The sequence below is a fragment of the Streptomyces sp. NPDC060027 genome (assembly GCF_042737005.1).
In the GTDB taxonomy this organism is placed as follows: domain Bacteria; phylum Actinomycetota; class Actinomycetes; order Streptomycetales; family Streptomycetaceae; genus Streptomyces.
Genome location: NZ_JBHWVI010000129.1, coordinates 1 through 24600 on the forward strand (window position 1 = coordinate 1; position 24600 = coordinate 24600).

25 protein-coding genes and 1 pseudogene are annotated in these 24600 nt (G+C 71.7%); 14 read left to right on the forward strand and 12 right to left on the reverse strand.

The window, feature by feature from the left end:
• Positions 1 to 92: 92 nt before the first annotated feature.
• Positions 93 to 953 (reverse strand): dihydropteroate synthase, encoded by an 861-nt coding sequence (folP, locus tag ACFWBT_RS27425; protein WP_385705157.1) that lies wholly within the window; start codon positions 951 to 953, stop codon positions 93 to 95.
• A 173-nt stretch (positions 954 to 1126) separates the two neighbouring features.
• On the opposite strand from folP, the gene ACFWBT_RS27430 reads away from it, so the two are divergent.
• Together ACFWBT_RS27430 and ACFWBT_RS27435 are read left to right on the forward strand one after the other, a co-directional pair.
• Entirely contained in the window at positions 1127 to 1477 is a 351-nt protein-coding gene (locus ACFWBT_RS27430) for a DivIVA domain-containing protein (protein ID WP_385705159.1), read from the forward strand.
• Entirely contained in the window at positions 1474 to 2055 is a 582-nt protein-coding gene (locus ACFWBT_RS27435) for a DNA-3-methyladenine glycosylase I (RefSeq protein WP_351553262.1), read from the forward strand. The genes ACFWBT_RS27430 and ACFWBT_RS27435 overlap by 4 nt, the downstream gene beginning before the upstream one ends.
• Positions 2056 to 2221: 166 nt before the next feature.
• On the opposite strand, the gene ACFWBT_RS27440 is transcribed toward ACFWBT_RS27435, so the two are convergent.
• Positions 2222 to 3025 (reverse strand): enoyl-CoA hydratase/isomerase family protein, encoded by an 804-nt coding sequence (locus tag ACFWBT_RS27440; RefSeq protein WP_385705160.1) that lies wholly within the window; start codon positions 3023 to 3025, stop codon positions 2222 to 2224.
• A 364-nt stretch (positions 3026 to 3389) separates the two neighbouring features.
• Here ACFWBT_RS27440 and ACFWBT_RS27445 point away from each other — a divergent pair, with 364 nt between their 5' ends.
• Positions 3390 to 3557 carry a DUF3117 domain-containing protein gene (locus ACFWBT_RS27445; protein ID WP_003966491.1) on the forward strand — a complete coding sequence of 56 codons (168 nt, stop codon included), beginning with the start codon at positions 3390 to 3392 and terminating at the stop codon, positions 3555 to 3557.
• 167 nt (positions 3558 to 3724) lie between these two features.
• Here the strand turns inward: ACFWBT_RS27445 and ACFWBT_RS27450 are convergent, their stop codons facing one another.
• Positions 3725 to 4258: an O-methyltransferase gene (locus ACFWBT_RS27450; protein ID WP_266765840.1), complete on the reverse strand. Its 534-nt coding sequence runs from the start codon at positions 4256 to 4258 to the stop codon at positions 3725 to 3727.
• 392 nt (positions 4259 to 4650) lie between these two features.
• Here ACFWBT_RS27450 and sigE point away from each other — a divergent pair, with 392 nt between their 5' ends.
• From sigE to ACFWBT_RS27475, 5 genes are all read left to right on the forward strand, one after another.
• Positions 4651 to 5349, forward strand: a complete 699-nt coding sequence (gene sigE, locus ACFWBT_RS27455) for an RNA polymerase sigma factor SigE (RefSeq protein WP_266762435.1) — start codon at positions 4651 to 4653, stop codon at positions 5347 to 5349.
• Positions 5346 to 6314, forward strand: a complete 969-nt coding sequence (locus ACFWBT_RS27460) for an anti-sigma factor family protein (RefSeq protein ID WP_385705162.1) — start codon at positions 5346 to 5348, stop codon at positions 6312 to 6314. The genes sigE and ACFWBT_RS27460 overlap by 4 nt, the downstream gene beginning before the upstream one ends.
• A 139-nt stretch (positions 6315 to 6453) precedes the next feature.
• A complete protein-coding gene (locus ACFWBT_RS27465; RefSeq protein WP_385705163.1) occupies positions 6454 to 8244 on the forward strand; it encodes a trypsin-like peptidase domain-containing protein in 1791 nt (596 codons plus the stop codon).
• A gap of 217 nt (positions 8245 to 8461) precedes the next feature.
• Entirely contained in the window at positions 8462 to 8899 is a 438-nt protein-coding gene (locus ACFWBT_RS27470) for a sec-independent translocase (protein WP_385705164.1), read from the forward strand.
• 355 nt (positions 8900 to 9254) lie between these two features.
• A complete protein-coding gene (locus ACFWBT_RS27475; protein WP_266762442.1) occupies positions 9255 to 9911 on the forward strand; it encodes a hypothetical protein in 657 nt (218 codons plus the stop codon).
• A gap of 97 nt (positions 9912 to 10008) precedes the next feature.
• Here ACFWBT_RS27475 and ACFWBT_RS27480 read toward each other — a convergent pair whose 3' ends face one another.
• Genes ACFWBT_RS27480 through ACFWBT_RS27490 form a run of 3 tightly spaced genes read right to left on the reverse strand, consistent with a single transcriptional unit; the run spans position 10009 to position 13176 of the window.
• Positions 10009 to 11142 (reverse strand): Mrp/NBP35 family ATP-binding protein, encoded by a 1134-nt coding sequence (locus tag ACFWBT_RS27480; protein ID WP_385705166.1) that lies wholly within the window; start codon positions 11140 to 11142, stop codon positions 10009 to 10011.
• A 44-nt stretch (positions 11143 to 11186) separates the two neighbouring features.
• Positions 11187 to 11783, reverse strand: a complete 597-nt coding sequence (locus ACFWBT_RS27485) for a DUF1003 domain-containing protein (RefSeq protein ID WP_385705168.1) — start codon at positions 11781 to 11783, stop codon at positions 11187 to 11189.
• Positions 11773 to 13176 (reverse strand): magnesium transporter MgtE N-terminal domain-containing protein, encoded by a 1404-nt coding sequence (locus ACFWBT_RS27490; protein WP_385705169.1) that lies wholly within the window; start codon positions 13174 to 13176, stop codon positions 11773 to 11775. Before ACFWBT_RS27490 ends, ACFWBT_RS27485 begins: the two co-directional genes overlap by 11 nt.
• A gap of 186 nt (positions 13177 to 13362) precedes the next feature.
• On the opposite strand from ACFWBT_RS27490, the gene ACFWBT_RS27495 reads away from it, so the two are divergent.
• The gene (locus tag ACFWBT_RS27495; protein WP_385705171.1) at positions 13363 to 14121 is read left to right on the forward strand and encodes a hypothetical protein; all 759 of its coding nucleotides are present in this window, start codon (positions 13363 to 13365) and stop codon (positions 14119 to 14121) included.
• Between the two features lie 130 nt (positions 14122 to 14251).
• Here the strand turns inward: ACFWBT_RS27495 and ACFWBT_RS27500 are convergent, their stop codons facing one another.
• Complete coding sequence (locus ACFWBT_RS27500; RefSeq protein WP_385705172.1) at positions 14252 to 14794, reverse strand: hypothetical protein; 543 nt, start codon at positions 14792 to 14794, stop codon at positions 14252 to 14254.
• A 24-nt stretch (positions 14795 to 14818) separates the two neighbouring features.
• The gene (locus ACFWBT_RS27505) at positions 14819 to 15931 is read right to left on the reverse strand and encodes a magnesium and cobalt transport protein CorA (RefSeq protein WP_385705174.1); all 1113 of its coding nucleotides are present in this window, start codon (positions 15929 to 15931) and stop codon (positions 14819 to 14821) included.
• Between the two features lie 617 nt (positions 15932 to 16548).
• On the opposite strand from ACFWBT_RS27505, the gene ACFWBT_RS27510 reads away from it, so the two are divergent.
• The gene (locus tag ACFWBT_RS27510) at positions 16549 to 17133 is read left to right on the forward strand and encodes a suppressor of fused domain protein (RefSeq protein WP_385705175.1); all 585 of its coding nucleotides are present in this window, start codon (positions 16549 to 16551) and stop codon (positions 17131 to 17133) included.
• Between the two features lie 50 nt (positions 17134 to 17183).
• Here the strand turns inward: ACFWBT_RS27510 and ACFWBT_RS27515 are convergent, their stop codons facing one another.
• A complete protein-coding gene (locus ACFWBT_RS27515) occupies positions 17184 to 18437 on the reverse strand; it encodes an MFS transporter (RefSeq protein WP_385705177.1) in 1254 nt (417 codons plus the stop codon).
• A 163-nt stretch (positions 18438 to 18600) separates the two neighbouring features.
• On the opposite strand from ACFWBT_RS27515, the gene ACFWBT_RS27520 reads away from it, so the two are divergent.
• The 3 genes from ACFWBT_RS27520 (at position 18601) to ACFWBT_RS27530 (ending at position 21544) form a co-directional block, all read left to right on the forward strand.
• Positions 18601 to 19242, forward strand: a complete 642-nt coding sequence (locus ACFWBT_RS27520; protein ID WP_266762457.1) for a DUF6758 family protein — start codon at positions 18601 to 18603, stop codon at positions 19240 to 19242.
• A gap of 312 nt (positions 19243 to 19554) precedes the next feature.
• Positions 19555 to 20412 carry a PHP domain-containing protein gene (locus ACFWBT_RS27525; RefSeq protein ID WP_385705179.1) on the forward strand — a complete coding sequence of 286 codons (858 nt, stop codon included), beginning with the start codon at positions 19555 to 19557 and terminating at the stop codon, positions 20410 to 20412.
• A gap of 526 nt (positions 20413 to 20938) precedes the next feature.
• Positions 20939 to 21544, forward strand: coding sequence for a MarC family protein (locus ACFWBT_RS27530; RefSeq protein WP_385705180.1), 606 nt, complete (start codon positions 20939 to 20941; stop codon positions 21542 to 21544).
• A gap of 114 nt (positions 21545 to 21658) precedes the next feature.
• Here ACFWBT_RS27530 and ACFWBT_RS27535 read toward each other — a convergent pair whose 3' ends face one another.
• Positions 21659 to 21811 (reverse strand): hypothetical protein, encoded by a 153-nt coding sequence (locus ACFWBT_RS27535; RefSeq protein WP_007384531.1) that lies wholly within the window; start codon positions 21809 to 21811, stop codon positions 21659 to 21661.
• 223 nt (positions 21812 to 22034) lie between these two features.
• Here ACFWBT_RS27535 and ACFWBT_RS27540 point away from each other — a divergent pair, with 223 nt between their 5' ends.
• Positions 22035 to 22931, forward strand: coding sequence for an NYN domain-containing protein (locus tag ACFWBT_RS27540; protein WP_266762463.1), 897 nt, complete (start codon positions 22035 to 22037; stop codon positions 22929 to 22931).
• A gap of 116 nt (positions 22932 to 23047) precedes the next feature.
• Here the strand turns inward: ACFWBT_RS27540 and ACFWBT_RS27545 are convergent, their stop codons facing one another.
• Both ACFWBT_RS27545 and ACFWBT_RS27550 read right to left on the reverse strand, forming a co-directional pair.
• Positions 23048 to 23917: an alpha/beta fold hydrolase gene (locus ACFWBT_RS27545; RefSeq protein WP_385705183.1), complete on the reverse strand. Its 870-nt coding sequence runs from the start codon at positions 23915 to 23917 to the stop codon at positions 23048 to 23050.
• Between the two features lie 314 nt (positions 23918 to 24231).
• Positions 24232 to 24600, reverse strand: a pseudogene (locus tag ACFWBT_RS27550) (DEAD/DEAH box helicase); the annotation flags it as partial.

Here is a 24600-nt window from a genome sequence, read left to right on the forward strand (position 1 = left end):
GGGCTGAGACGGCAGCCCCTCCGCCGCCCGTCCACGCGGGGGGCCTCACGGGGACCCGCGCACCGCCCCGGCGCCCTCGCGCGGTCCGTCCGCTACGCCAGCCCCCGCCGGGCCACCGCCGGCGGCCTGTGCCCGGCGATCGACGCCACCATGTCCAGCACCTGACGCGTCTCCGCGACCTCGTGGACGCGATACACCCGCGCCCCCAGCCACGCCGAGACGGCGGTCGTCGCCAGGGTCCCGACGACCCGCTCCTTGACCGGCCTGTCGAGCGTCTCGCCCACGAAGTCCTTGTTGGACAGGGAGACGAGAACAGGCCACCCCGTGGAGACCATCTCTCCCAGCCGCCGCGTCGCCTCCAGGCTGTGCCGGGTGTTCTTCCCGAAGTCGTGCCCGGGATCGATCAGCACCGACTCACGGGGCACCCCCAGGGCGACCGCGCGCTCCGCCAGGCCGAGCGTGACCCGCAGGATGTCGGCCATCACGTCGTCGTACCCGACCCGGTGCGGGCGCGTCCGCGGCTCCGACTCCCCGGCGTGCGTGCACACCAGCCCCACCCGGTGGCGGGCGGCCACCTCCGCCAGGCGCGGATCGACCCCGCCCCAGGCGTCGTTGAGCAGATCGGCACCGGCCTCGCATACCGCCTCGCCGACCTCGTGCCGCCAGGTGTCGACGCTGATGATCACGTCGGGGAAGCGGCGGCGCACCTCGGCGACGAAGCCGACCGTCCGGCGCGCCTCCTCCTCGGCCGTCACCTCTTCGCCCGGCCCGGCCTTGACCCCGCCGATGTCGATGATGGCGGCGCCCTCGGACACCGCCTGCTCCACGCGAGCGAGGGCGGGCTCGTCGTGGAAGGTGGCTCCTTGGTCGTAGAAGGAGTCCGGGGTCCGGTTCACGATCGCCATGATCACCGGTTCGTGCGCGTCGAATTCACGCCTGCCCAGCCTGAGCATCCCCTATGACCTCTCCCAGTAAGTGCCGCTGATGAGCCGCCTGCGACCCTAACTGTCAGACTCGCATGGCACGATCGGAGCCTGACACTTGCAGCGTCAGACCGCTTTCGTCAGCATCAGTACTTTCGCGCCGACGCGACCCGCGCCGGCACCAGAGCGTGGGGACCTCAGCGATGTTCATGTTCTTGTTCCTGGTCGTCGCGCTCGCCGTCGTGGTCGCCGCGGTCACCCTGTCCGTGGTGGGCGGCGGCGAGAGCACCCGCTTTCCCGACGCCGAGCCCGAGATTCTGCGGGATCCGCTGCCGTACGACCGCCCGGTGCAGCGCGATGACGTGGACGCGCTGCGCTTCCCCGTCGCCGTACGCGGCTACCGCATGGCGGACGTCGACGACGCCCTCGGCCGACTGGGCGCCGAGATCGGCGAGCGGGACGCCCGGATCGCCGACCTGGAGACCGCACTCGCCGGTGCCCGCGCGGCGAGCCACACCACCTCGCTGCGCAAGCACCCGGAGGACGAGCAGTGAGCGACGCGCTGGCCGGACCCGACGGCGCCCTGCGCTGCCCCTGGGCGCTGTCCACCGAGGACTACGTGGCCTACCACGACGAGGAGTGGGGCCGGGCCGTCCACGGCGACGACGCCCTCTACGAACGCCTGTGCCTGGAGGCCTTCCAGTCGGGGCTGTCCTGGATCACCATCCTGCGCCGTCGGTCCGGCTTCCGCGCGGCCTTCGCGGACTTCGAGATCGCCAAGGTCGCGACGTTCACGGAGGCCGACGAGGAGCGCCTGCTCGCCGACCCGGGGATCATCCGCAACGGTGCCAAGATCCGCGCGACCGTCGCCAACGCGCGCGTGCTGGCCGACTGGTCCCCGGGCGAGCTGGACGAGCTGATCTGGTCCTTCGCCCCCGACCCCGCCGCCCGTCCCGCGCCGACGAAGCTCTCGGACGTGCCGGCCGTCACCGACGAGTCGACAGCCCTCTCCAAGGCCCTCAAGAAGCGCGGCATCCGCTTCGTGGGCCCCACGACGGCGTACGCCCTGATGCAGGCGTGCGGCCTGGTGAACGACCATCTGGCGGACTGCGCGGTGCGCGACGCCCCGTGATCGGTGGCGCCCTCCCGGGAACGCGGGGAGCGGCGCCGACGACCGCGGGGACGCGCGGGGAGCGGCGCCCCGGCCGGAGGGGCGCAGGGGCCGCGCCGCGGGCCACGACGGACACGGGGAGCCGCGCCACCGGCCGCGGACGGCCGCGGCGCCCGCTCCCGGACCGTCAGCGTCCCAAGTACTTCGGCTTCTCCTTGTTCACGAACGCCTGGACCGCGATGGTGTGGTCCTCGGAGGCGCCGGCCCGCGCCTGGAGCTCGTCCTCCTTCTCCAGGGTCTCGTCCAGCGAGTGGGTGAGCCCGAACGCGAGGGACTCCTTCAGCGCGGCGTACGCCAGCGTCGGCCCCGAGGCCAGCGCCCGCGCCACCTTCTCCGCCTCGGCGTGCAGTTCGGCGGCCGGAACCAGCCGGTTCGCGATACCCAGCTCGTACGCCTGCTGCGCGCTGATGCTGCGCGGGAAGAGCAGCAGGTCGGCGGCGCGGCTCGGGCCGACGACCCGGGGCAGCGTCCAGGAGATCCCCGAGTCGGCGGTCAGCGCGACGCCGGCGAAGGACGTGTTGAAGGCGGCGGTGTCGGCGACGACGCGATAGTCCGCGGCGAGCGCGAAACCGAAGCCGGCCCCGGCCGCGACGCCGTTGACCCCGGCCACCACGGGCTTCGCGGCGCCGGTCAGCGCCCGCACGATGGGGTTGTAGTGCTCGCTCACGGTGCTCATGGTCCGGCCCGACCCCGACTGCTTGTCGGCGGCCAGCAGCCCGATGTGCTCCTTCAGGTCCTGCCCGACGCAGAACGCCCGGTCCCCGGCGGCGGTCAGCAGGATCGCCCGCACGGCGTCGTCCGACGCGGCCGCCTGCGCCGCGTCCCGGAAGGCGACCTTGGTCTCGGTGTTCATCGCGTTCATCGCCTCGGGGCGGTTCAGCGTGATGGTCGCGAGTCCGTCGCTCACCTCGTAGAGCACGGTGTCGGCCATGGTGGGTCCCCTCCGGTGTCGCGGCTCCGTCGTACCGGGCGGTACGTCCTGTGTCAGATGACAGCATGGCGGAGATCACCGGCGGTGGCGCGGGGCCGACATGTGACCTGCGTCAAAGAATTCCGGGCTGTGGAAGTCCATGCGGCGGCGCAGTATCGCAGCCACATCGCCGAATTGAGTGGTTTTGCTCAAGCGCGTTGCGCAAGCGATGCCGACTGATGTTGGTCATCGGGTCCTGAGATGCGGGATAATGGCCTGGAAGCAATGTGTTCGATGCCGGTGACGTGTGTCCTATGAGAGGACGTGCGTGCCCTCCGAGGGGGCCGTCGGCGACGATGAGCTGGTTTCAGGAAGGGGAACGAGCATGGCGGCCATGAAGCCGCGGACGGGCGATGGCCCGCTCGAGGTGACCAAGGAGGGGCGGGGCATCGTCATGCGCGTTCCGCTCGAAGGCGGCGGTCGGCTCGTCGTCGAGCTGACCCCTGACGAGGCTGACGCGCTCGGCGACGCCCTCAAGAAGGTCGTCGGCTGACGCGGAACGCGCCCATACCTCTTCGGCTTCCCCGGTACCGCACATGGTGCCGGGGAAGTTGTCTTTCCGGGGTGCGGGGACGGCCGCGGCGCTTGTCCGGCAGCGGCCGGAAGGGGTGTACGGCCTGGTCAGCGGCGTGCGACGGGAAAACGGTCCGGGTCGCCGGGTCAGCGCTTGACCGCGCACAGCAGGCCGTCGCCCACCGGCAGGAGCGAGGGCACCAGCTCCTGGCTCTCGCGCACCGCGCGCAGCAGTTCGCGCAGCCGGCTCACTTCCGCGGGCTGCGGTCCCGCGTCCACGGTGCGGCCGTCCGCGAAGACGCCCTCGAAGACGACGAGCCCGCCCGGACGCAGCAGGCGCAACGATTCAGCGAGGTAGTCCAGGCACTCCAGACGGTCGCCGTCGCAGAAGACGAGGTCGTAGCCGGCGTCGGCGAGACGGGGCAGGACGTCGAGCGCGCGGCCCGGGATGAAGCGGGCGCGATTGCTGGCGAAACCGGCGGCGCGGAAGGCCTGGCGGGCGAACTGCTGGCGCTCCGGCTCCGGATCCACCGTGGTCAGTACCCCGTCCGGCCGCATGCCGTGCAGAAGATGAATTCCGGAGACGCCGGTCCCGGTCCCGATCTCCGCGACCGCTTTCGCGTCCACGGTGGCGGCGAGCAGGCACAGCGCGGCGCCCGTGCCGGGCGACACCGAGCGCATGCCTGCCTCGCGGGCCCGGTCCCGGGCCCAGCGCACCGCCTCGTCCTCGGCGACAAAGGCGTCGGCGAACGCCCAGCTCGTCTGCCGGTTGCCGGTAATGACCCTCTCCTGTCCCCGTGGTTGCCTGGTCGTGACTGTATCCGTTGGTGCTGGGAACCCGCGGATGGGACCGGGCGTTTAGAGGGGTGGGGGAACCGAGCGGGGGGAAGTCGATGGACCAGTGCATGGAACGGGACCACGGGCAGGTGCTGACGCACCCATATGAGCCCGTATCAAGTTCCCGTAAAACCGCTTATCCGGAGCTAACGGGCGAGGTGGCTATGGTAGGGGCTCCACTGGACACCACCAGAGCCGACAGGGGAGGTGCGGCTGCGCCTGTGGATCGGGGAGGGGTGCTGAGGCGCCTTCTCAGATCAGCGGGTGAGCCGAAATCCGTGACCGACAACGCTGACCAGTCCCACGCTGCTGCCCCTGTGCAGACCGCGACGTTCACCACCGACGCGGAGTCGCAGCCGTGGACTCCGCCCACGTGGGAGGAGATCGTCAGCACCCACAGCGGCCGCGTCTACCGCCTCGCCTACCGCCTCACGGGCAACCAGCACGACGCCGAGGACCTCACCCAGGAAGTCTTCGTCCGCGTCTTCCGCTCGCTGTCGACGTACACACCCGGCACCTTCGAGGGCTGGCTGCACCGCATCACCACGAACCTCTTCCTCGACATGGTGCGGCGCAAGCAGCGCATCCGCTTCGACGCCCTCGGCGACGACGCGGCCGAGCGCCTGCCCAGCCGGGAGCCCTCCCCGCAGCAGGTCTTCAACGACGCGCACTTCGACGCCGACGTTCAGCAGGCGCTGGACACCCTCGCACCCGAGTTCCGTGCCGCCGTCGTCCTCTGCGACATCGAGGGACTGTCCTACGAGGAGATCGCCGCGACCCTGGGCGTCAAGCTCGGCACGGTCCGCTCCCGGATTCACCGCGGCCGCTCCCAGCTGCGCAAAGCCCTGGCTCACCGGTCTCCCGAGGCCCGCGCCGAGCGACGCTCGTTCGCGGCCCGTGTGCCCGTGCTGGGGGGAGGGGGCGCGACCGCGTGAGTGGATCCCGTCCTACCCCCGCCGAGCAGCACCTCGGAGACCGGCTGTCCGCCCTGGTGGACGGAGAGCTCGGTCATGAGTCGCGCGACCGCGTCCTGGCCCACCTCGCCACCTGTGCGAAGTGCAAGGCCGAGGCCGACGCACAGCGCCGACTGAAGAACGTCTTCGCGGAAGTGGCCCCGCCGCCCCCCTCCGAAAGCTTCCTGGCCCGTCTCCAGGGGCTTCCCGGGGGAGGCGACTCCGACAGCTCGCGGCTGGGCGGAGGAAGCTTCGGCTCCGGACTTCCCGGCGGCTCCGCCGGCACCGGCATGCCCGGCGTCTTCGGAATGCGGGGCGAACCCTTCGGGTACGTGCCGGCCGGACCGCACGCCGATGTACTGCCGCCCTCACCGGGGCGCGGCTTCCGTATCCATGACGTCAGCCGTCACGAGGCCGAGCGGTCGGCCTCGCGCGGACTGCGGTTCGCCTTCGCCGCGGCGGGCGCGGTGTCGCTGGCCGCCGTCGCGCTCGGCGGGGTGTCCACCGGAATTCCGGGGGACACCCCGGACACCCGCGGAGGATCCGGCGCCGGTAGCAATGTGACGCCGTCCCGCTCCCAGGGCGCGGGGGCCGCGACGACTCCCGAGTCGCAGCGCCGCCGGTCCGTCGCACCACTGCTCGCCCAGGGCGAGCGGGCGCTCGGCAATGGCCCGGTGGCGCCGACCGAGGTGTCCGCCCCGCTGCTGCCCGGAGTCCCCGCTCCGGCGGGCCGCGGCCAGGAGGCCATGCACGCGCTGACGACACCGGTGGTAGCCGGTGCCGCCGCGATGTCCCCCCTCATACGTCCGCTCACCGACGCCCAGCCGCTCGCGCTGACGTCGCGGTCCGCCGACCAGGACGTCACGACTCCGGGACTGCTCGCCGCCCCCGCCGCCACACCGTCCCCCTCTTCCTCCTCGTCCCCCACCTCTCGTACCGCCCGCTGACCCCGCCCTCTGCGCCGCGGCCCGTGAACCTGGTTGAATCCGGGGTGGGCCGCGCCCGCGGGAGGGATCACGGGCGCGGGGTCGACAAGTCTGCGGTGACCGTCGGCGAGTTGTGCCGCGGGCCAGGTGTGGGGAGAGCATGAACGAGGGCAAGCCCACGAAGGCGAAGTGGTGGGGCCGGCCCCGGCCGCAGGGCGCGGGAGCCGATTCCGGACCCGGGGGCGCAGCTCCCGTTCCCGGGGAGGGTGACCGCGACCGGGACGGCGACGGGGACTTCGAGCTGGCCCGCCCCGCGGGGGTTCCGGGTCCGGCCGAAGGAGCGGCCTCCACCGCTTCCGCGTCCGCTTTCCCCGTCGGCCTCCACAAGGATGCCGACGGCGGCGACGCGGGCGACGGCGACTTCGAGCTGGAGCGGCCCGTTCCGCGGCGCCCCGAGCCCCTGCACGCCCCCGACCCCTACAGCACCCCGCCCTACGGCCGTCCAGGCCCCTGGGCGCCCGCTCCGCCGGTCCAGCACCCGACGGCCCCCCTCACGCAGGACACGCAGGCGCAGGGCGCGCACGCGCCGGATTCCCGGGCGGAGGCGGCCACCCCCGCCCACGGAACGCACCTCGCCGGGGGAATCCCGGCCCAGAGCGCGCCCTTCGACGCCGTGCCCCAGGACGCGCCGCCCCCGCCGCCCGCCGGACAGGGCCTCCCGCACGAACCGGAGTCCGCCGCCCCCGCGGCACCCGACCCCTGGCAGAACTACGACCCCTGGGCCGCGCCCGGACCCCTCCAGCAGAACGGGGCCGGCGTGCCCACCGCGGCGCAGCGGCGCGGGCGGACCAGGAAGGCCCTGGTGCTCGGGGCCCTCGCCCTCGCGTTGGTGTCCGGGGGGGTGGGCGGCGCCGCGGGGGCGTATCTGGAGCGCAACGGAGGGCTCACGGAGGTCGAGCTGCCGCAGGCCGCCAAGGAGGCCCCGGGGCGCGCCCCGGACAGCGTGGCCGGGATCGCGGCGCACGCGCTGCCCAGCGTCGTCACCCTCCATGTGCGCGGAAGCGAGGAGGAGGGCACCGGGACCGGATTCGTGCTCGACGGGCAGGGACACATCCTCACCAACAACCACGTGATCGAACCGGCCGGCGGCAGCGGCGAGATATCCGTGACGTTCAGCGGCGGTGAGACCGCGAAGGCCGAGGTCGTCGGGCACGACAGCGGCTACGACCTCGCCGTGGTCAAGGTCTCGGGCGTCCGCGGTCTCGCTCCGATGCCGCTCGGCAACTCGGACAACGTCCAGGTCGGCGACCCCGTCGTCGCCATCGGCGCGCCCTTCGACCTCGCCAACACCGTCACCTCCGGGATCATCAGCGCCAAGGAGCGGCCCATCACGGCGGGCGGCGAGAAGGGCGACGGGACCGACGTCTCCTATGTGGACGCCCTGCAGACCGACGCGCCCATCAACCCCGGCAACTCGGGCGGGCCCCTGCTCGACACGCGGGCCCGCGTCATCGGCATCAACAGCGCCATCCGCTCCGCCGACAGCGGCTCCGGCCTGGGGAGCGGCCAGGCCGGTTCCATCGGGCTCGGCTTCGCCATCCCCGTCAACCAGGCCAAGCGCGTCGCCGAAGAGCTGATCAACACCGGCAGGGCCACCCACCCGGTGATCGGTGTCACGCTCGACATGGAGTACGGCGGCGACGGCGCGCGTGTCACGGCCAAGGCCGCCGGGGGCGGTCCGTCCGTCACCGCGGGCGGTCCCGGTGCGAAGGCGGGCATCAAGGCGGGCGACGTCATCACCGAGGTCGACGGCCGGCGCGTCCACTCCGGCGAGGAACTCATCGTGAAGACCCGCGCCCACCGTCCCGGCGACCGGCTCCGGCTGACGCTCAGGCGAGGCGGCGCGGAGAGGACGGTCACCCTGGTCCTCGGTTCCGCGAACGGCGACTGAGTCGTGAGACACGGCCCGGGAGCGACATGAACCTCACAGCCGGGCGCGATGTCGCAGCTCCGGACGGCAAACAACGCGGAAAACCAGCGGTGCGGAGGGAGTCGGAAGCCCCGGGACAGTTCCGGACGGACAGGAACGCCGGGTACCGTTGGACCCGGCCCGGACCACGGAAGACTCCCGAGGGCCGCGGACCGAGGACATCGCAAGGAGCTACCAGGTGTTCAATGACATAGGACTGCTTGAGCTGGTGACGCTCGTCGTCCTCGCCGTGCTCGTCTTCGGTCCCGAAAAGCTCCCGAAGGTGATTCAGGACGTCACGCGCACGATTCGCAAGATCCGTGAGTTCTCGGAGAGCGCCAAGGCGGACATCCGCGATGAACTCGGCCCGGAGTTCAAGGACTTCGAGTTCGAGGACCTCAACCCCAAGACGTTCCTCCGCAAGCAGCTGGACAATGACGAGCTGGGGCTCAAGGAGATCCGTAACGGCTTCGACCTGAAGAAGGAGATGGCCGACGTCACGGACGCGGTGCACGGTCGCGAGTCCGACTCCTCCGCGTCCTCCAACGGCTCGGCCGGTGGCTCCGTCGACATGACGAAGAAGCGCGAGAAGCTCGCCGCGGACGAGCGCCCGCCCTACGACGCCGACGCCACCTGAGCCGTGTACGGCCTCACCTGAGCCGTACGGCCCCCGCTGAGCCGTACGGAGTACCGCGGCGGGCCGCCGTACGAACCCGTGCCCGGCCAGGGATCCACGGCCCTCGCGGGTCGCGCGCGCCTGCCCGCCGCAGGCCTCGGAACGCGGCCCCGCACGGCCTGGGAACACGTTCGTCCGCGGTGTGCCGACATGCCCCGCGCGGCTCGAATCCGCCGCGCACACGCCCCACGCGCCGGACGCTTTCGCGGCTGTTCGGAGCGGTATGGCTATGCTGCCCAGTTGTTGTGCGGACCGACAAGGACGCCCGAGGGGGGCGGGCCACCCGGTCCGACGAGAGCGAGGAGGCGTCCGGCAGATGGAGACGACAAGTCGGGTAGGCGCGCAGGCGCCGGCCGCGGAGGGCGGACAACAGGTCCCCTCCGCCCGGCGTACGGTCGACGGCTACCTGCTGGCGCCCTTCCCCTGGTACGGCCTCGACGAGGCCTTCACGGGGCCGCGCTGGCTGATGCAGGTGGGTACCTCGGCGGACGGTGCCGTCGAGCACGGTTCGATCGGGCACGGTGACGAGCCGACGGTGCGCGGTGAGTCGACCGAGGACAAGGAGCGGTTCGCGGTGGTGGTCACCGTCGCCGCCAGCCCGGTGCGCCGCAGCGCGGACGGCACGGGCCTGCTGGAGGCCACCTCGGTGTCCTCGGCGGCGTGGCTCGCCGGTGTGGGGCTGCTGTCCTTCACCTGGCCCGGCCAGATGGACCACGCCCGGCGCGACGACTGGCTGGACCAGCAGACCGAGACCGCGTGGGTGCTGGCCGACGACCTGAACGGTCCGGACTGGTCCACCCTGTCCCTCCCCGTGGACGGCGTCCCGACGACCTTCCACTACCGCGAGTCCGAGTTCGGCTGGGTCCTCGCGGGTTCCACCCAGGAAGGCGTCCACGTGGGCGCGTACGGCCGGGGAATGAGCGCGTACGGGCTGGGCTTCGCGATGATCAAGGACATCGCGACGTACGCCTAGGAGAGGCCCTGACAGGCGCTACGAGGAAGGGGGCGCCGTCCGCACGGACGGCGCCCCCTCCTTCGTACGGGAAGCGCGGGAACTTCGCGGGGAAGTCCTAGAACTTGTTGCGCGGGGTGATGCCCAGCGACATGCCCGACAGGCCGCGCTGGCGGCCGCCCAGCTTGCCCGCGATGGCGCGCAGGGCCGAGCCGGCGGGGGAGTCGGGGTCGGTAAGGACCACCGGCTTGCCCTCGTCGCCGCCCTCGCGGAGGCGGACGTCGATCGGGATGGAGCCGAGGACCGGGACGGCCGCGCCGGTGGTGCGGGTCAGCCCGTCGGCCACCGACTGGCCGCCGCCCGTGCCGAACACGTCGACCATCTCGCCGCAGTGCGGGCAGGGCAGCCCCGACATGTTCTCGACGACACCCACGATCTTCTGGTGGGTCTGCACGGCGATGGAACCGGCGCGCTCGGCCACCTCGGCCGCCGCCTGCTGCGGGGTCGTGACGACCAGGATCTCGGCGTTCGGGACGAGCTGCGCGACGGAGATCGCGATGTCGCCCGTGCCCGGCGGGAGGTCGAGGAGCAGGACGTCCAGGTCGCCCCAGTACACGTCCGCCAGGAACTGCTGGAGAGCGCGGTGCAGCATCGGGCCGCGCCAGACCACCGGCGCGTTGCCCGGGGTGAACATGCCGATGGAGATGACCTTCACGCCGTGCGCGGACGGCGGCATGATCATGTTCTCGACCTGGGTCGGCTTGCCGTCCGCGCCGAGCATGCGCGGCACCGAGTGGCCGTAGATGTCGGCGTCCACGACACCGACCTTGAGTCCGTCGGCGGCCATCGCCGCCGCCAGGTTCACGGTGACCGAGGACTTGCCGACGCCGCCCTTGCCGGAGGCCACCGCGTACACGCGGGTCAGCGAGCCGGGCTTGGCGAAGGGCACCTCGCGCTCGGCCGTGCCGCCCTTCAGCGCGGTCGCCAGTTCGCGCCGCTGTTCGTCGCTCATCACGTCGAGCTCGACCTCGACGGCGGTGACGCCCTCGACCCGCGAGACCGCCTCCGTCACCCGCTGGGTGATCGTGTCGCGCATCGGGCAGCCGGAGACCGTCAGGTACACGGCGACCGCGACCACGCCATCCGCACCGATCTCCACCGATTTGACCATCCCCAGTTCGGTGATGGGTCGGTTGATCTCGGGGTCGTTCACCGTCGCCAGTGCTTCACGCACCGCGTCTTCCGTAGCCATAGGGACGATGGTACGGCGCTTCCCGGGGGCCCCGGAAAGCCCTGTCACCGGTCGTCTACGTCACGTCCGTGCGACCGTTCCGCCGGGAATACGACCCGGTCGTCCCCGTGGCCGTCGGGATGGCGGTCCTCCAGCTCCTTGAACAGGTCCTGGAGCTCGGAGCGGATCCAGTCGCGGGTGGCCACCTCGCCGAGGCCCATCCGCAGCGCGGCGATCTCGCGGGTGAGGTATTCGGTGTCGGCGATGGAGCGCTCGTTCTGCTTGCGGTCCTGTTCGAGGTTGACCCGGTCGCGGTCGTCCTGCCGGTTCTGCGCGAGCAGGATCAGCGGGGCGGCGTAGGAGGCCTGGAGCGACAGCATCAGGGTCAGGAAGATGAACGGGTAGTTGTCGAAGCGCAGGTAGCCCGGCGCGAAGATGTTCCACACCACCCACAGGATGATGACGACCGTCATCCAGACGATGAACCGTCCGGTGCCGAGGAAGCGGGCGATGCGCTCCGAGAGCCGTCCGAAGGCCTCCGGGTCCCACTCGGGCAGCAGTCTGCGCCCCGGCGGCTTCGGCTGGTCCAGCCGGGTGCGCGGCCGGGGGGCCGCCGTCGCCCCACTGGCGACCCGCTCACGGGCCTCACGCTCAGGCGCCATGGCGTTCCTTCCCGCCCAGCGGGCCGTCCGGCCCCCGGCGGACGTCCTCGTGGCCGTGAGAGTCCTCGTGGACCCCTTCACGGCCGTCCTCGTGGGTGCTCTCGTGCATGCTCTCGTGCATGCTCTCGTGTACACCCTCGTCCAGATGGAACTCCGTCTCCCGCCAGTCCTCGGGCAGCATGTGGTCCAGCACGTCGTCCACGGTCACCGCCCCGAGCAGCGAGCCGCTCTCGTCGACGACGGGAGCCGCGACCATGTCGTACGTCGCGAAGAACCCGGCGACCACGGGCAACTCGTCCTCCGGGGCCAGCGGCTGGAGGTCGTCGTCGACGAGCGAGCCGACCAGGGTGAACGGCGGATCGCGCAGCAGCCGCTGGAAGTGCACCGCCCCCAGGTACTTGCCCGTCGGTGTCTCGTCCGGCGGGCGGCACACGTACACCTGGGCGGCGAGCGCGGGGGAGAGGTCGGGGTCGCGGATCCGGGCGAGCGCTTCGGCGACGGTCGCGTCGGGCCGCAGCACGATGGGCTCGGTGGTCATGAGCCCGCCCGCCGTCCGTTCCGCGTACGCCATCAGCCGCCGGACGTCGGCCGCCTCGCCGGGCCGCATCAGCGTCAGCAGCCGCTCCACGTCCTCGGTGGGCAGCTCGGCGAGCAGGTCGGCCGCGTCGTCCGGGTCCATCGCCTCCAGGACGTCGGCGGCGCGCTCCTCCTTGAGCTTGCCGAGGATCTCGATCTGGTCGTCCTCGGGCAGCTCCTCCAGGACGTCGGCGAGACGGTCGTCGTCGAGCGCGGCGGCCACCTCGCCGCGCCGCTTCGGCGACAGGTGGTGCAGCACGTTCGCGAGGTCGGCCGGGCGCAGCTGCTCGAAGGTGGCGAGCAGGCTCTCCGCGCCCTGTCCGTGCTCCTCCAGGGAGAACCCGGTGACGGAGGACCAGTCGACCGTCAAGGTCTCCCCCTTGGAGCGCCGGAAGGCGCCGCTGCGGCCCTTGCGCACGAAGACGCGGCCGATCTCCCAGTCCCTGCGGGCCGGCAACTGCTGGATCGACACATCCAGGACGGTCACCTCCTCGCCGGTCTCGACGAGAGTGACGAGCCGGTCGAGCAGTTCGCCGAAGACGAGCCGTTCGGTGGGCCGCTGCTCGAAGCGGCGCACGTTCAGGACGCCGGTCGTGATGACCTGGCCGGACTCGATACCGGTCACCCGGGTCATGGGCAGGAAGATCCGGCGGCGCGTGGACAGTTCGACGACGAGGCCGAGCAGCCGGGGAGGCCGCCGTCCGACGCGCAGCATGGCGACGAGGTCCCGCACCCGGCCCACCTGGTCGCCGTTCGGGTCGAAGACGGCGACACCGGCCAGGTGCGAGACGAAGATCCGGGGGGCGCCTGCGGCCATGCCCGCGCCTCCTTCGCTTCGAAGCGTCATGTGCCGGTCTGTCCGCTCGGGTGGGCTTCAGGCTAGCCCGTCCCGGTCGGATACGCCCTGGTGGGCGGTCCGGACGGACTGCCTCCGTCGGGAGGGGGCGGCACCGGTACGCTGCCGTACGCCGTTGAGGACCGCGCACGAGAGGCAGCCCCACCTGTGACTGCAATTCCCCAGGGCCGTACCCGCAGATCCGTGATGGTGACCGCGATGTGCGCACTGGTCGTGACAGGGACGGGACTGACGGGGTGCGGCAGCGAGGACCCGGACGCGGGCACGAACGGGGTCGGCAAGCTGCCCGCCGCCACCATCCAGGCGAAGACGAAGAAGGCGGCCGACGACGCGAAGACCGTACGGCTGTCCGGGACCGTCGTCTCGAACGGGACCACGTACACCCTCGACATGCGCCTCAAGTCCGACGGCGGCACCGGCTCGGTCACCTCGAAGGGGGCCAGTTTCCGGCTGCTGCGGGTCGGTGAGCACCTCTTCCTCAAGGCGAACGCCGAGTTCTGGGCCCATCAGGACGGCAAGAGCGGCGGCAAGCCGTCGGACACCGCCGCGGCGGACAAGCTGGAGGGCATGTACGTGAAGGTGCCGACCGGCGACCCCGCGTACAAGCGCTTCAGCGGCTTCACCGACAAGGACGTCCTGCTCGACGGGCTGCTGAGTCTGCACGGCGACCTCGCCACGGACGGCCACCACGAGGAGTCCGGCGTCCGCACCATCCGCATCACCGGCGACAAGGGCTCGGGCGGCACCCTGGACGTCTCCCTGCAGGGGACCCCGTATCCGCTCCTCCTGTCGCGCGCGGGCAACGCCGGCACCCTCCGGCTGACCGACTGGGGCAAGGACTTCGCGCTGAAGGAGCCGTCCAAGAAGGAGACGGTCGACTACGGGCAGCAGCTGCCCACGTCGTAGCCCGGCGCGGCCCGCTGCTCGCGGCCCCCGGCCCCGCAGCCCCGGCCCGCGGCCCCGTCCCCCGGCCCGGTGTGCGGTCCGCGGCGGCTCGGACCCCGCCACCGTCCGTGGCGTGACCCGGGCGACGGCCCTAGCGGCGCTTGCGCCTCTTCATCAGCAGGCGGGGCAGCGCCGCCGGAATCGGCAGGCGGGTGGTCGCCGGGGTCGGCAGCGGCCGCTCGGCGAGCGAGCCCTCGGGCAGCTCGGCGGTCCCGCCCGTCGGTTCGAGGCGCAGCACCCGGCACTCGCGCGCCCAGCGCTCCGGCATGGCCTCGCCGTCGTGGGCGTTCAGCCGCTTGCCCTTGAGTTCACCGACGGCGGCTTCCCACGCGGGGGTGTTCTCGGCGAGCTCCACGACCGCGGCGGACCAGGAGACGAGCCGTCCGCCCTTGTCCTTGCTGCGAACGGTGACCACCGCGAAGCCCCCGTCGACCAGGCCCGGCAGCGGCTGCTCGCCGGGCCCGTCGCCGACCACGCAGGCCGCGCCGTCGTGCCACACGTGCCACAGCGCCTGGGTGGGCCCCTCCTGGGCCGGACCGGGGAGTGCCGGCGTGACGGCGCCCCGCACCCAGATCAGCCCGGACTTCTTGGTGGCCTCCTCGACGAGGGCCTGGTCGAGCAGCTCTTGCGTCATGGGGACAAGCCTATCCAGCCCGCCCTAGAGCCAGCCGTTGCGCTTCAGGATGCGGTGGATCGAGAGGCAGAGCCCGACCGTGACACCCATGACGACGGGGTAGCCGTAGCGCCAGTGCAGCTCGGGCATGTGCTCGAAGTTCATGCCGTACACGCCACAGACCATCGTCGGTACGGCGATGATCGCGGCCCACGAGGTGATCTTGCGCATGTCCTCGTTCTGCGCCACGGAGGCCTGCGCGAGGTTGGCCTGGAGGATCGAGTTGAGCAGTTCATCGAAGCCGAGGACCTGCTCCTGCACACGCGCGAGGTGGTCGGCGACGTCGCGGAAGTACTTCTGGATGTCGGGGTCGATGAGCCGCATCGGGCGCTCGCTGAGCAGCTGCATGGGGCGCAGCAGCGGCGACACCGCCCGCTTGAACTCCAGTACCTCGCGCTTGAGCTGGTAGATCTGCCCGGCGTCCGTGCCGCGCGGGGTGCCCTTGCGGCCCGGCGAGAACACCTCGGTCTCGACCTCGTCGATGTCGTCCTGCACGGCGTCCGCGACCGCGATGTAGCCGTCGACGACGTGGTCGGCGATCGCGTGCAGCACCGCCGAGGGGCCCTTGGCGAGCAGCTCGGGGTCGTCCTGGAGCCGGTGCCGCAGGGCGCGCAGCGAGCCCTGTCCGCCGTGCCGGACGGTGATGAAGAAGTCCCGTCCGGTGAAGCACATGACCTCGCCGGTCTCGACGATCTCGCTGGTCGCCGTCAGCCGGTCGTGCTCGACGTAGTGGATGGTCTTGAAGACGGTGAAGAGGGAGTCGTCGTAGCGCTCCAGCTTGGGCCGCTGGTGGGCCTGGACGGCGTCCTCGACGGCCAGCGGGTGCAGCCCGAACTCCCCGGCGATACCGGCGAATTCGTCCTCGGTGGGCTCGTGCAGGCCGATCCACACGAAGCCGCCGTCGCGCCGCACCTGGCGCATCGCCTCCTGCGGCGTGAGCGGCGTGCGCGTCTGGACACGGGCACCGTCACGGTAGACGGCGCAGTCGACCACGGCCGACGGGGTGCCGGGGTCACGGGTGGTGTCGTACGAGCCACTGTCCTTGCGCAGCGAGGGGCGGGGGCGGACCGCGGCGCGCAGGTCTCGGATCATCGACATGGCAGGCTCCTTTTCGCAACGGAGGCGGCCGGCGACGGTTGGAACTACCCGGAATGGGGACGTCCTGACTGCGGATGTTTGGCACGTCCACAAAGCGGGGAGCACCGCACCGTCGCGGTGGCAGCTTCGCTGTTGGTTCAGATCGGACAGATCAGGGGTTCAGATCGGACAGATCAGGCGGAAACGAAGCGCTCTTCCGTGGTGCACCGGGCAACGCTGACACGTATGCACACGTTTGCGGGAGGCGGCAGCCGGCAAGGCTGAAAAACCAGCGGAACCAGCTACGAACTCAGCGACCGGAAGAGCGGGTGGTACTGCACGGTCGACTTCGGTCCATTGCAGCCCCACCTCCTCCGGTCGGTCCCCCATGAGGGACGATCCATCCCCCGAAGGGGAGTCTGTCTCCCTCCGAAGGGGAGTCAGATCAGTCTCAGTGCGTCGGAGCCCGGGAGCAACTCCCCCAGCGCCAAGAGGGCCTGGGTGGTGCCTCCACTGTGCGCTGCTCCGACCAGCGGCCAAGACTATCAGCGCACCGATCCGTCAAGTCCCCGCTTTGCGCGTTGTTGACCAGGGGTCCGGTGCGCCGTAACGCAGTTGACGCGGCCTATGCTCGGCCCATGGCTGATGTTCTTCCTCTGGTCGAGGCCCGTTTGCGCTCCGCGCTGGGCGAACCCGACGCGCGGGCCGCGGTCACCTTCCTGGGCACCGACCGCATCGAGGTGCTGCGTTTCACCGAGGGCGACATCGTCCGCTACGCCACGCTCGGCATGTCCGCCCAGCCGATGGCGGACCCCACCGCCGTGCTCGCCGACCCGGTGAAGGGCCCGCGCGCCGAGTTGGTCCTCTCGGTCCGGCCGGGCCGCGCCGACACCGACAAGGCGCTCCGGCCGCTGGCGGTGCTCGGAGCCTCGCCCCAGGTCGAGGGACTGGTCGTCGCCCCCGGCGCCTCGCTCGACGTGGGCGAACCCCTGTGGCCCGGCGCGCCGTTCACCTCCGTCCTGGTCGCGGAGTCCGGCGGTCTGGTGGAGGACCTGGAACTGGACGAACCCGCCGACCCCGTACGGTTCCTGCCGCTGCTCCCCATGACGCCCAACGAGGCCGCCTGGAAGCGCGTGCACGGCGCCGCCGCCCTCCAGGAACGCTGGCTGAAGGGCGGAACGGACCTGCGCGATCCGCTGCGCACGTCCGTACCGCTGGACTGACCGTCCCTCCGAGCCGAATCGACAGGACGTCAGTTTCGGCTCCTGGCAGGTCAGTTGGCGAAGACGGTGACGCCGTCCTCGGTGGCTTGGGCCGGCTCCAGCCGCCCGGCCTCGGAGGTGAGCGCCTCGCGCCGTACGAAGACCACCGCCGCGCCCAGCAGCGCGGTGACCGCGGCGACCACGAACGGGACGTGGATGTCGCTCCACTCCTCGATCTTCGGCGCGAAGTAGGGCGCCGCCGCGGCCGCGAACCAGCGCACGAAGTTGTAGCCGGCGCTCGCCACCGGGCGCGGTGCGTCCGAGACGCCGAGGGCCAGCTCCGTGTAGACGGTGTTGTTCACTCCGATGGAGGCGCCGGACAGGATCGTGCAGACGACGGCGGTGGTGTGGTCGCCGTACCCGAGGACGAGCACGTCGGCGGCGAGCAGCACCAGGGAGCCGCCCAGCACCTTCAGCGAGCCGAACCGGGCCTGCAGGCGCGGCGCCACGAGCACCGAGAACACCGCGAGCAGCACGCCCCAGCAGAAGAACACCGCGCCGGACTTGTACGGCGTCATGTTCAGCACGAACGGGGTGAAGGCCAGCACGGTGAAGAACGTGTAGTTGTAGAAGAACGCGGACGTCGCGGCGGAGGCGAGGCCTCCGTGGCCGAGGGCGCGCAGCGGGTCCAGGAGCGAGGTCTTGCGCGCGGGCTTCGGCTGCTCCTTCAGGAACGCCGTGATGCACAGGAAGCCGATCGCCATGAGGAACGCGGTGCCGAAGAACGGGTAGCGCCAGCTGGCGTCACCGAGCAGCGCTCCCAGCAGGGGCCCGCAGGCCATGCCGAGGCCCAGCGCGGACTCGTACAGCAGGATCGCCGCCGCGCTGCCGCCGGCCGCCGCGCCGACGATGACGGCGAGGGCGGTGGAGACGAACAGCGCGTTGCCGAGGCCCCAGCCCGCCCGGAAGCCGACGAGTTCGCCGACCGATCCCGAGGTGCCGGCGAGTCCGGCGAAGACCACGACGAGCGCGAGTCCGAGCAGCAGGGTCCTGCGGCCGCCGATCCGGCTGGAGACGAAGCCGGTCACCAGCATCGCGACGGCGGTGATCAGGAAGTACGAGGTGAAGAGCAGGGACACCTGGCTGGTCGTGGCGTCGAGCCCCTCGGCGATGGACGGCAGGATCGGGTCGACGAGCCCGATGCCCATGAAGGCGACGACGGACGCCCCCGCAGTCGCCCAGACGGCCCTCGGCTGATGCAGGATGCCGCCCGCGCCGGCGTCGAACGTGTCCCCCTCCGCGGGGCCTTCCGTGTCGCTGATCATGCCCGCTCCTTCACTGTGTACCGACTGGATCGTTGGTGTATGCACACAATAAGTTAGATCAGCTAATTAATGCAAGATGCATCTAGTTTTTGGTGTGGCGGGCACACGGCGGACGGGTGATCGTCCTTGACGCGGCGAAGGACGGGGAGGACCGTTGGGCCCTATGAGGGGCGAACCCAGTTGCCCGAAGTGTGGTGGCCGGGTCAGGGCTCCCGGCCTCTTTGCCGACTCCTGGCAGTGCGATGTGCACGGCACGGTGCATCCGCTGCAGCCCGTGATCCCGCCCAGCGTCGAGGCCCTCGGTGTGGTCGTGCACCGCGCCCGGGTACCGGTGTGGATGCCGTGGCCGTTGCCGGTCGGCTGGCTGTTCACCGGGGCGGCGTTCGCGGGGGACGACCGCAGTGGCGGCAGGGCCACCGTCATCGCCTGCTCGGGGCCCGGTCCGCTGGGCGGCATGGGTGAGCTGATCCTGGTCGCCGAGGAACTCGGCGTCGGCCTCGGCGCGCGGTACGCGGGCATCGAGGGGCCCGATCCCGGCCCGTACATGAGTGTCGAGAAACCGCCTCAGGCGAAGGTTCTCGCGGCGGGCCGGCCCACCCCGCTCTGGCACGTCTCCAGCTCCCCCGACGATCGCGCCGTCTTCGCGGGCGAGGCGCGCGGGCTGTGGCTGTGGGCCGTCGTCTGGCCCGAACAGACCGGACTGCTGATGTACGACGAACTGGTCCTGACGGATCTGCGCGACGCGGGCGCGGAGGTGGACCTGCTGCCGTGCGGCGCCTTGTCGCCGCGCATCCTGGAACCGTAGGGCCGCGCCGGGCGGTGCCGGTCCCCCTTCACCGGGCTGTGCCGGTCCCGCTCCGCCGGGCGGTGCCGGTCCTGCTCCACCGGGCCGGGGCGCAGGGCTCGGGCGGGTCTCGTGGCGTACGGATGCCCGGTTCTCGGAAGGCCGACCTGGTCCGGTGAATGCCGGGTTCGGTGGGATGTCGGGGTTCGGTCGTCGTTGGCTCGGTGGGATGTGTAGGGGGTGCTCGGGTGGTGCGGGTGTGACAGAGGGGTGTCGGAGTCCCGTTATCCTTGAGCGTCCCCGTCCGTCCCGTCACCGCCTGGAGTCCGCGTAGTGCGCATCGACCTGCACGCCCACTCCACCGCTTCCGACGGTACGGACACCCCGGCCGAGCTGGTGCGCAACGCTGCCGCCGCCGGTCTGGACGTCGTCGCGCTCACCGACCACGACACCACCCGCGGGTACGCCGAGGCGACCGCCGCACTGCCCGAGGGGCTCACCCTCGTCACCGGCGCCGAACTCTCCTGCCAGATCGACGGCATCAGCATGCACCTGCTGGCCTACCTCTTCGACCCCGAGGAGCCCGCACTGCTCGCCGAGCGCGAGCTGGTGCGGGACGACCGGGTGCCGCGCGCCCAGGGCATGATCGCCAGGCTCCGGGAACTCGGCGTGCCGATCACCTGGGAACAGGTGGCGCGCATCGCGGGCGACGGATCGGTCGGACGCCCGCACGTCGCCTCCGCGCTGGTCGAGCTGGGTGTCGTCGACAGCGTCTCCGACGCCTTCACCGGGGAATGGCTCGCCGACGGCGGTCGCGCCTACGTCCCCAAGCACGAGACCGACCCCTTCGAGGCGATCCGGCTGGTCAAGGGAGCCGGGGGCGTCACCGTCTTCGCGCACCCGGCCGCCGCCAAGCGGGGCCGCACCGTGCCGGAGTCGGCGATCGCGGAGCTCGCCGCCGCGGGACTCGACGGCATCGAGGTCGACCACATGGACCACGAGCCGGCCACCCGGGCACGGCTGCGCGGTCTGGCCTCCGAACTGGGGCTGCTGGCCACGGGCTCGTCCGACTACCACGGCAGCCGCAAGACCTGTGTGCTCGGGGAGTTCACGACCGACCCCGAGGTCTACGGGGAGATCACCCGCCGGGCCACCGGGGCGTTCCCGGTGCCGGGCGCGGGCGGAGCCTGAATCCCCGGACGTTCCACGCCGGGCCGGTCTCGCCGGGCCCGTGCCGACGGGTCGGCGTCATGAGGCCTGTACCGGCCGGGTCCGATTCGTCGGGGGCCGTGCCGTCGAGCTCCGTGCCGCCGGGTCAGCATCCGCCAGGTTCGCGCCAGAGGGCCCGTACGGGCCTCCGGGTTCGCGCCAGAGGGCCTGTACCGGCCGGGTCCGTGCCGTGAGGCCCGAGCCCGACGGGCGGCGCGCGGACTGACGCCCGTGCCCGGTCGGGACGGACGTCCTGGCCGGCCGTACGGGGTGAGGACCGGCGCCACGCGTGCCGGGCCCGCCCGGCCGGTCGTACGGACCGGCGCGTACTCACCCGGGGGCGTACGTCCCGCCCCGCGCTCGGCCGGAACCGCGTTCACCGGCCCGTTCCCAGACACCCGGCACCGCCGGTCGTGTCTCCCCGTTCCGTCCCGCGGAACCACTGCCCACGGCGGTGGCCGGAAGACCCGTCCACCGCCTCTCACCACCTCGCAAGGCTTCCTTCACCATGTTCGACGTCGCCGTCTTCGGCTCCCTCTTCCTCACGCTCTTCGTCATCATGGATCCCCCCGGGATCACCCCGATCTTCCTGGCGCTCACCGCAGGCCGCCCCGCCCGGGTGCAGCGGCGCATGGCCTTCCAGGCGGTCTGCGTCGCCGGTGGTGTCATCGCCGTCTTCGGGCTCCTCGGGCACCAGATCCTGGACTACCTGCACGTCTCCGTGCCCGCGCTGATGATCGCGGGCGGACTGCTGCTCCTGCTCATCGCCCTCGACCTGCTGACCGGCAAGACCGACGAGCCGAAGCAGACCAAGGACGTCAACGTCGCCCTCGTACCCCTGGGCATGCCGCTGCTCGCCGGGCCCGGCGCGATCGTGTCCGTGATCCTCGCGGTGCAGAAGGCCGACACCGTCGCCACCCAGGTCTCGGTGTGGACGGCCATCCTGGCGATCCATGTCGTGCTGTGGATCGTGATGCGCTACTCGCTGCTGATCATCCGCGTCATCAAGGACGGCGGCGTGGTGCTGGTGACCCGGCTCGCGGGCATGATGCTCTCCGCCATCGCGGTGCAGCAGATCATCAACGGCGTCACGCAGGTGATCCGGGGGAGCTGACGGCTCCCAGGACACGCAGAGCCCCGTACGGCACGCATGCCGTACGGGGCTCTGAAGTCTGAAAGCGTCCGCGTCCTGCAACGCCCCCTGGGCGCTACGAGGCGGGTCCTCGTATTACGAAGCGGACGTATCGGCCGGGCGGATCCACAGTCGCTGCCCGATGGCGGCGGCCTGCTGAACGATCCGGTTGACGGAGGCGGCGTCCACGACAGTGCTGTCCACGGGTGTGCCGTCGACATCGTCGAGTCGCATGATTTCGAAGCGCATGGGCTTCTCCCTTCGTCTGGTCATCCTCCTGAGGAGAACTACTTGTGCGGAGAGCGAGTCATCGGTGTCTTGCCTCCGTAAGTAGCCAACGGGATGCGTGTTACAAACATTCCCTACGCTAAGGAAATTTTTCGAGAACCTAATTACTGACGGGTAAGCAGGTTGGCGGAGACTGAACGGCGCCAGTTGTGTTCGCAGCGTGACCGCCGGGACAATGGAATTGATGAACGACGACCACGCGGCCCTCGCCGCACGCATCGACCGCACGAACGAGCTGCTGCAGCGCATGCTCGCCGAGGTCGCGAAGACACCCTCCACCCACGCGATCTTCGTCGACGCCGGATATCTGTACGCGGCCGCGGGACGGCTCGTCGCCGGCACGGAGGACCGCCGTTCGTTCGACCTGGACACCGAGGGCCTCATCGAGGCGCTCATCGACCGGGCCCGCACGATCTTCGCGGACAGCCGACTGCTGCGCGTCTACTGGTACGACGGTGCGCGGCGCCGTATCCACACCGCGGAGCAGCAGTCGATCGCCGAACTCCCGGACGTGAAGGTCCGGTTGGGCAACCTGAACGCCAACAACCAGCAAAAGGGCGTCGATTCGCTCATCAGGTCCGACCTGGAGTCCCTAGCCCGGCACCGCGCCATCAGCGACGCGGCGCTGCTCGGCGGTGACGAGGACCTCGTCTCCGCGGTCGAGGCGGCGCAGGGCTACGGCGCCCGGGTCCACCTCTGGGGCATCGAGGCGCCCGAGGGCCGCAACCAGGCCGAGCCGCTGCTCTGGGAGGTCGACAGCCAGCGGACGTTCGACCTCGACTTCTTCAAGCCGTACGTGGCCAGGCGGACCGCCCAGTCGTACGACCCGACGGCGGCGGCCCGGCCCACACGGGAGGACGTGCGTTTCGTGGGCGCGCAGATCGCCGCCAAGTGGCTGGCCGCACGGGGCAGGGAATCCCTGGTGGAGCTGCTGCCCGGGCACCCGTATCTCCCCGGCTCGGTGGACCAGGACCTGCTGGTCGAGGCCGAGGGGCTGCTCCAGTACTCCCTGCGCGGCCAGTCGGACCTGCGCCGCGCCCTGCGGGACGGCTTCTGGGAGCACCTGCAGGCGCAGTACTAGCAATCCCGTCAGCTCTGGCGGTCCTAGGAGTCCCTGGCGGTCCTGACGGTCTTGGGAGCCCCGGCCCCACCGGCCGCCCTGGCAGTCCCGCCCTGGCTGCCCTGGCCGCCCTGGTACTAGCGGGCTGTGCTGTCCCAGAACCCGGCCAGGGCGCGGGCGGTCTCCAGCGGCTGGTCGGCGTTGGGGGAGTGCTCCGCGTCCTCGACGACCGTGCGGTGGGCGTCGAGCCGTACGGCCATCGTGTCCAGCAGGGACACCGGCCAGGTGTCGTCGCGCTCGCCGGAGATGACGTGCTTCGGGAGGGGGACGGCGGCCAGTTCGGCCACGCGGTCCGGCTCGACGCACAGCTGACGGCCCGTGGCGACGAGCTGGGCGGGGCTGTTGCCGAGCCAGCGGCGGCGCAGATCGGCGAGGTCGTCGAGCCCCGCGTCCAGCCCGCCCGTGTCGGTCTCCTCGGGTGACTCCATCGCCCGTATCGCCTCCCAGACCTCGGCCATGCTCATCACGGCGAGCGCGTCCCGCAACAGCTTGACGCGCTGCTGCTGGGGTGAGGAGATCTGGGCGGGGCCGGAGGCCATGAGCGTCAGCGAAACGAACGGCGAGGGGTCGACCAGCACCGCCGCGCGGGCGATCTGGCCGCCGAGCGAGTGCCCCACGAGGTGCACGGGGGTACCGATCGCGGCGGCCTGAGCGAGCACGTCGTGCGCCAACTCGCTCTGCGCGTAAGCAGTTTCGTCGTCCCGAGGCCCTTCGCTCTCGAACTGTCCTCGCCCGTCCACGGCCACCGTCCGGTATCCCGCCGAGGCCAGGGGAGCGTGCAGCGCGATGAAGTCCTCCTTGCTCCCGGTGAACCCCGGCAGCAGCAGCGCGGTCCCCTTGGGCTGCCCGTCCGGGGCGCCGTCGAGCACGGCGAACTCGCCGCGCGAGGTCGACAGACGGTAGGCGCGGACACCGGCGGGCGGGACGAACGTGTAGGGCCTGCTCATGCGGAGGAGGCTATCGGGCGGGGAAGACGGACGCTCGGCGGGTGGGGCGGTCCGGGGGACCACTGCCTGGATGGGCACGCCGGACCCGACAGGTGGGGCACGCCGGACCCGACAGGTGGGGCACGCCGGGATCCGGCGGGTGGGGCACGCCGGGATCCGACAGGGAGGGACGCGGCTCCCGGGGGAGGCCGGGACAGGCCTCGCCCACCCCCGGGACACGACCCGCCTCCCGCCGGAACAGGCCGGGCCGGGAGCGGGTGGGAACGCCGATGGCCCGGCCCCACCGGAGTGGGACCGGGCCATCGGACGGGAGATCAGCTCTCCGAGGGCTCCGCGGCGACAGCCTTGCGGGTGCGTCGGCGGGTGGCGGGCTTCGCCTCGCCCTCCTCGGCGGCCTGGGCCGGGATGTCGGCGTCGGCGACGGCCTTGCGGGTCCGGCGGCGGACGGGCTTGGCCTCGGTCGCCTCGGCGATCTCGGCCGTGTCCGTGACGGTGCTCGCGGCCTTGGCCCGCGTACGCCGCGGCTTGGCCTCGGCGACCTCGGTGGCGACGGCCTCGACCGTGTCGACCACGGCCTCCGCAGCCTTACGGGTGCGTCGGCGGGTGGCGGGCTTCGCCTCGCCCTCCTCGGCGGCCTGGGCCGGGATGTCGGCGTCGGCGACGGCCTTGCGGGTCCGGCGGCG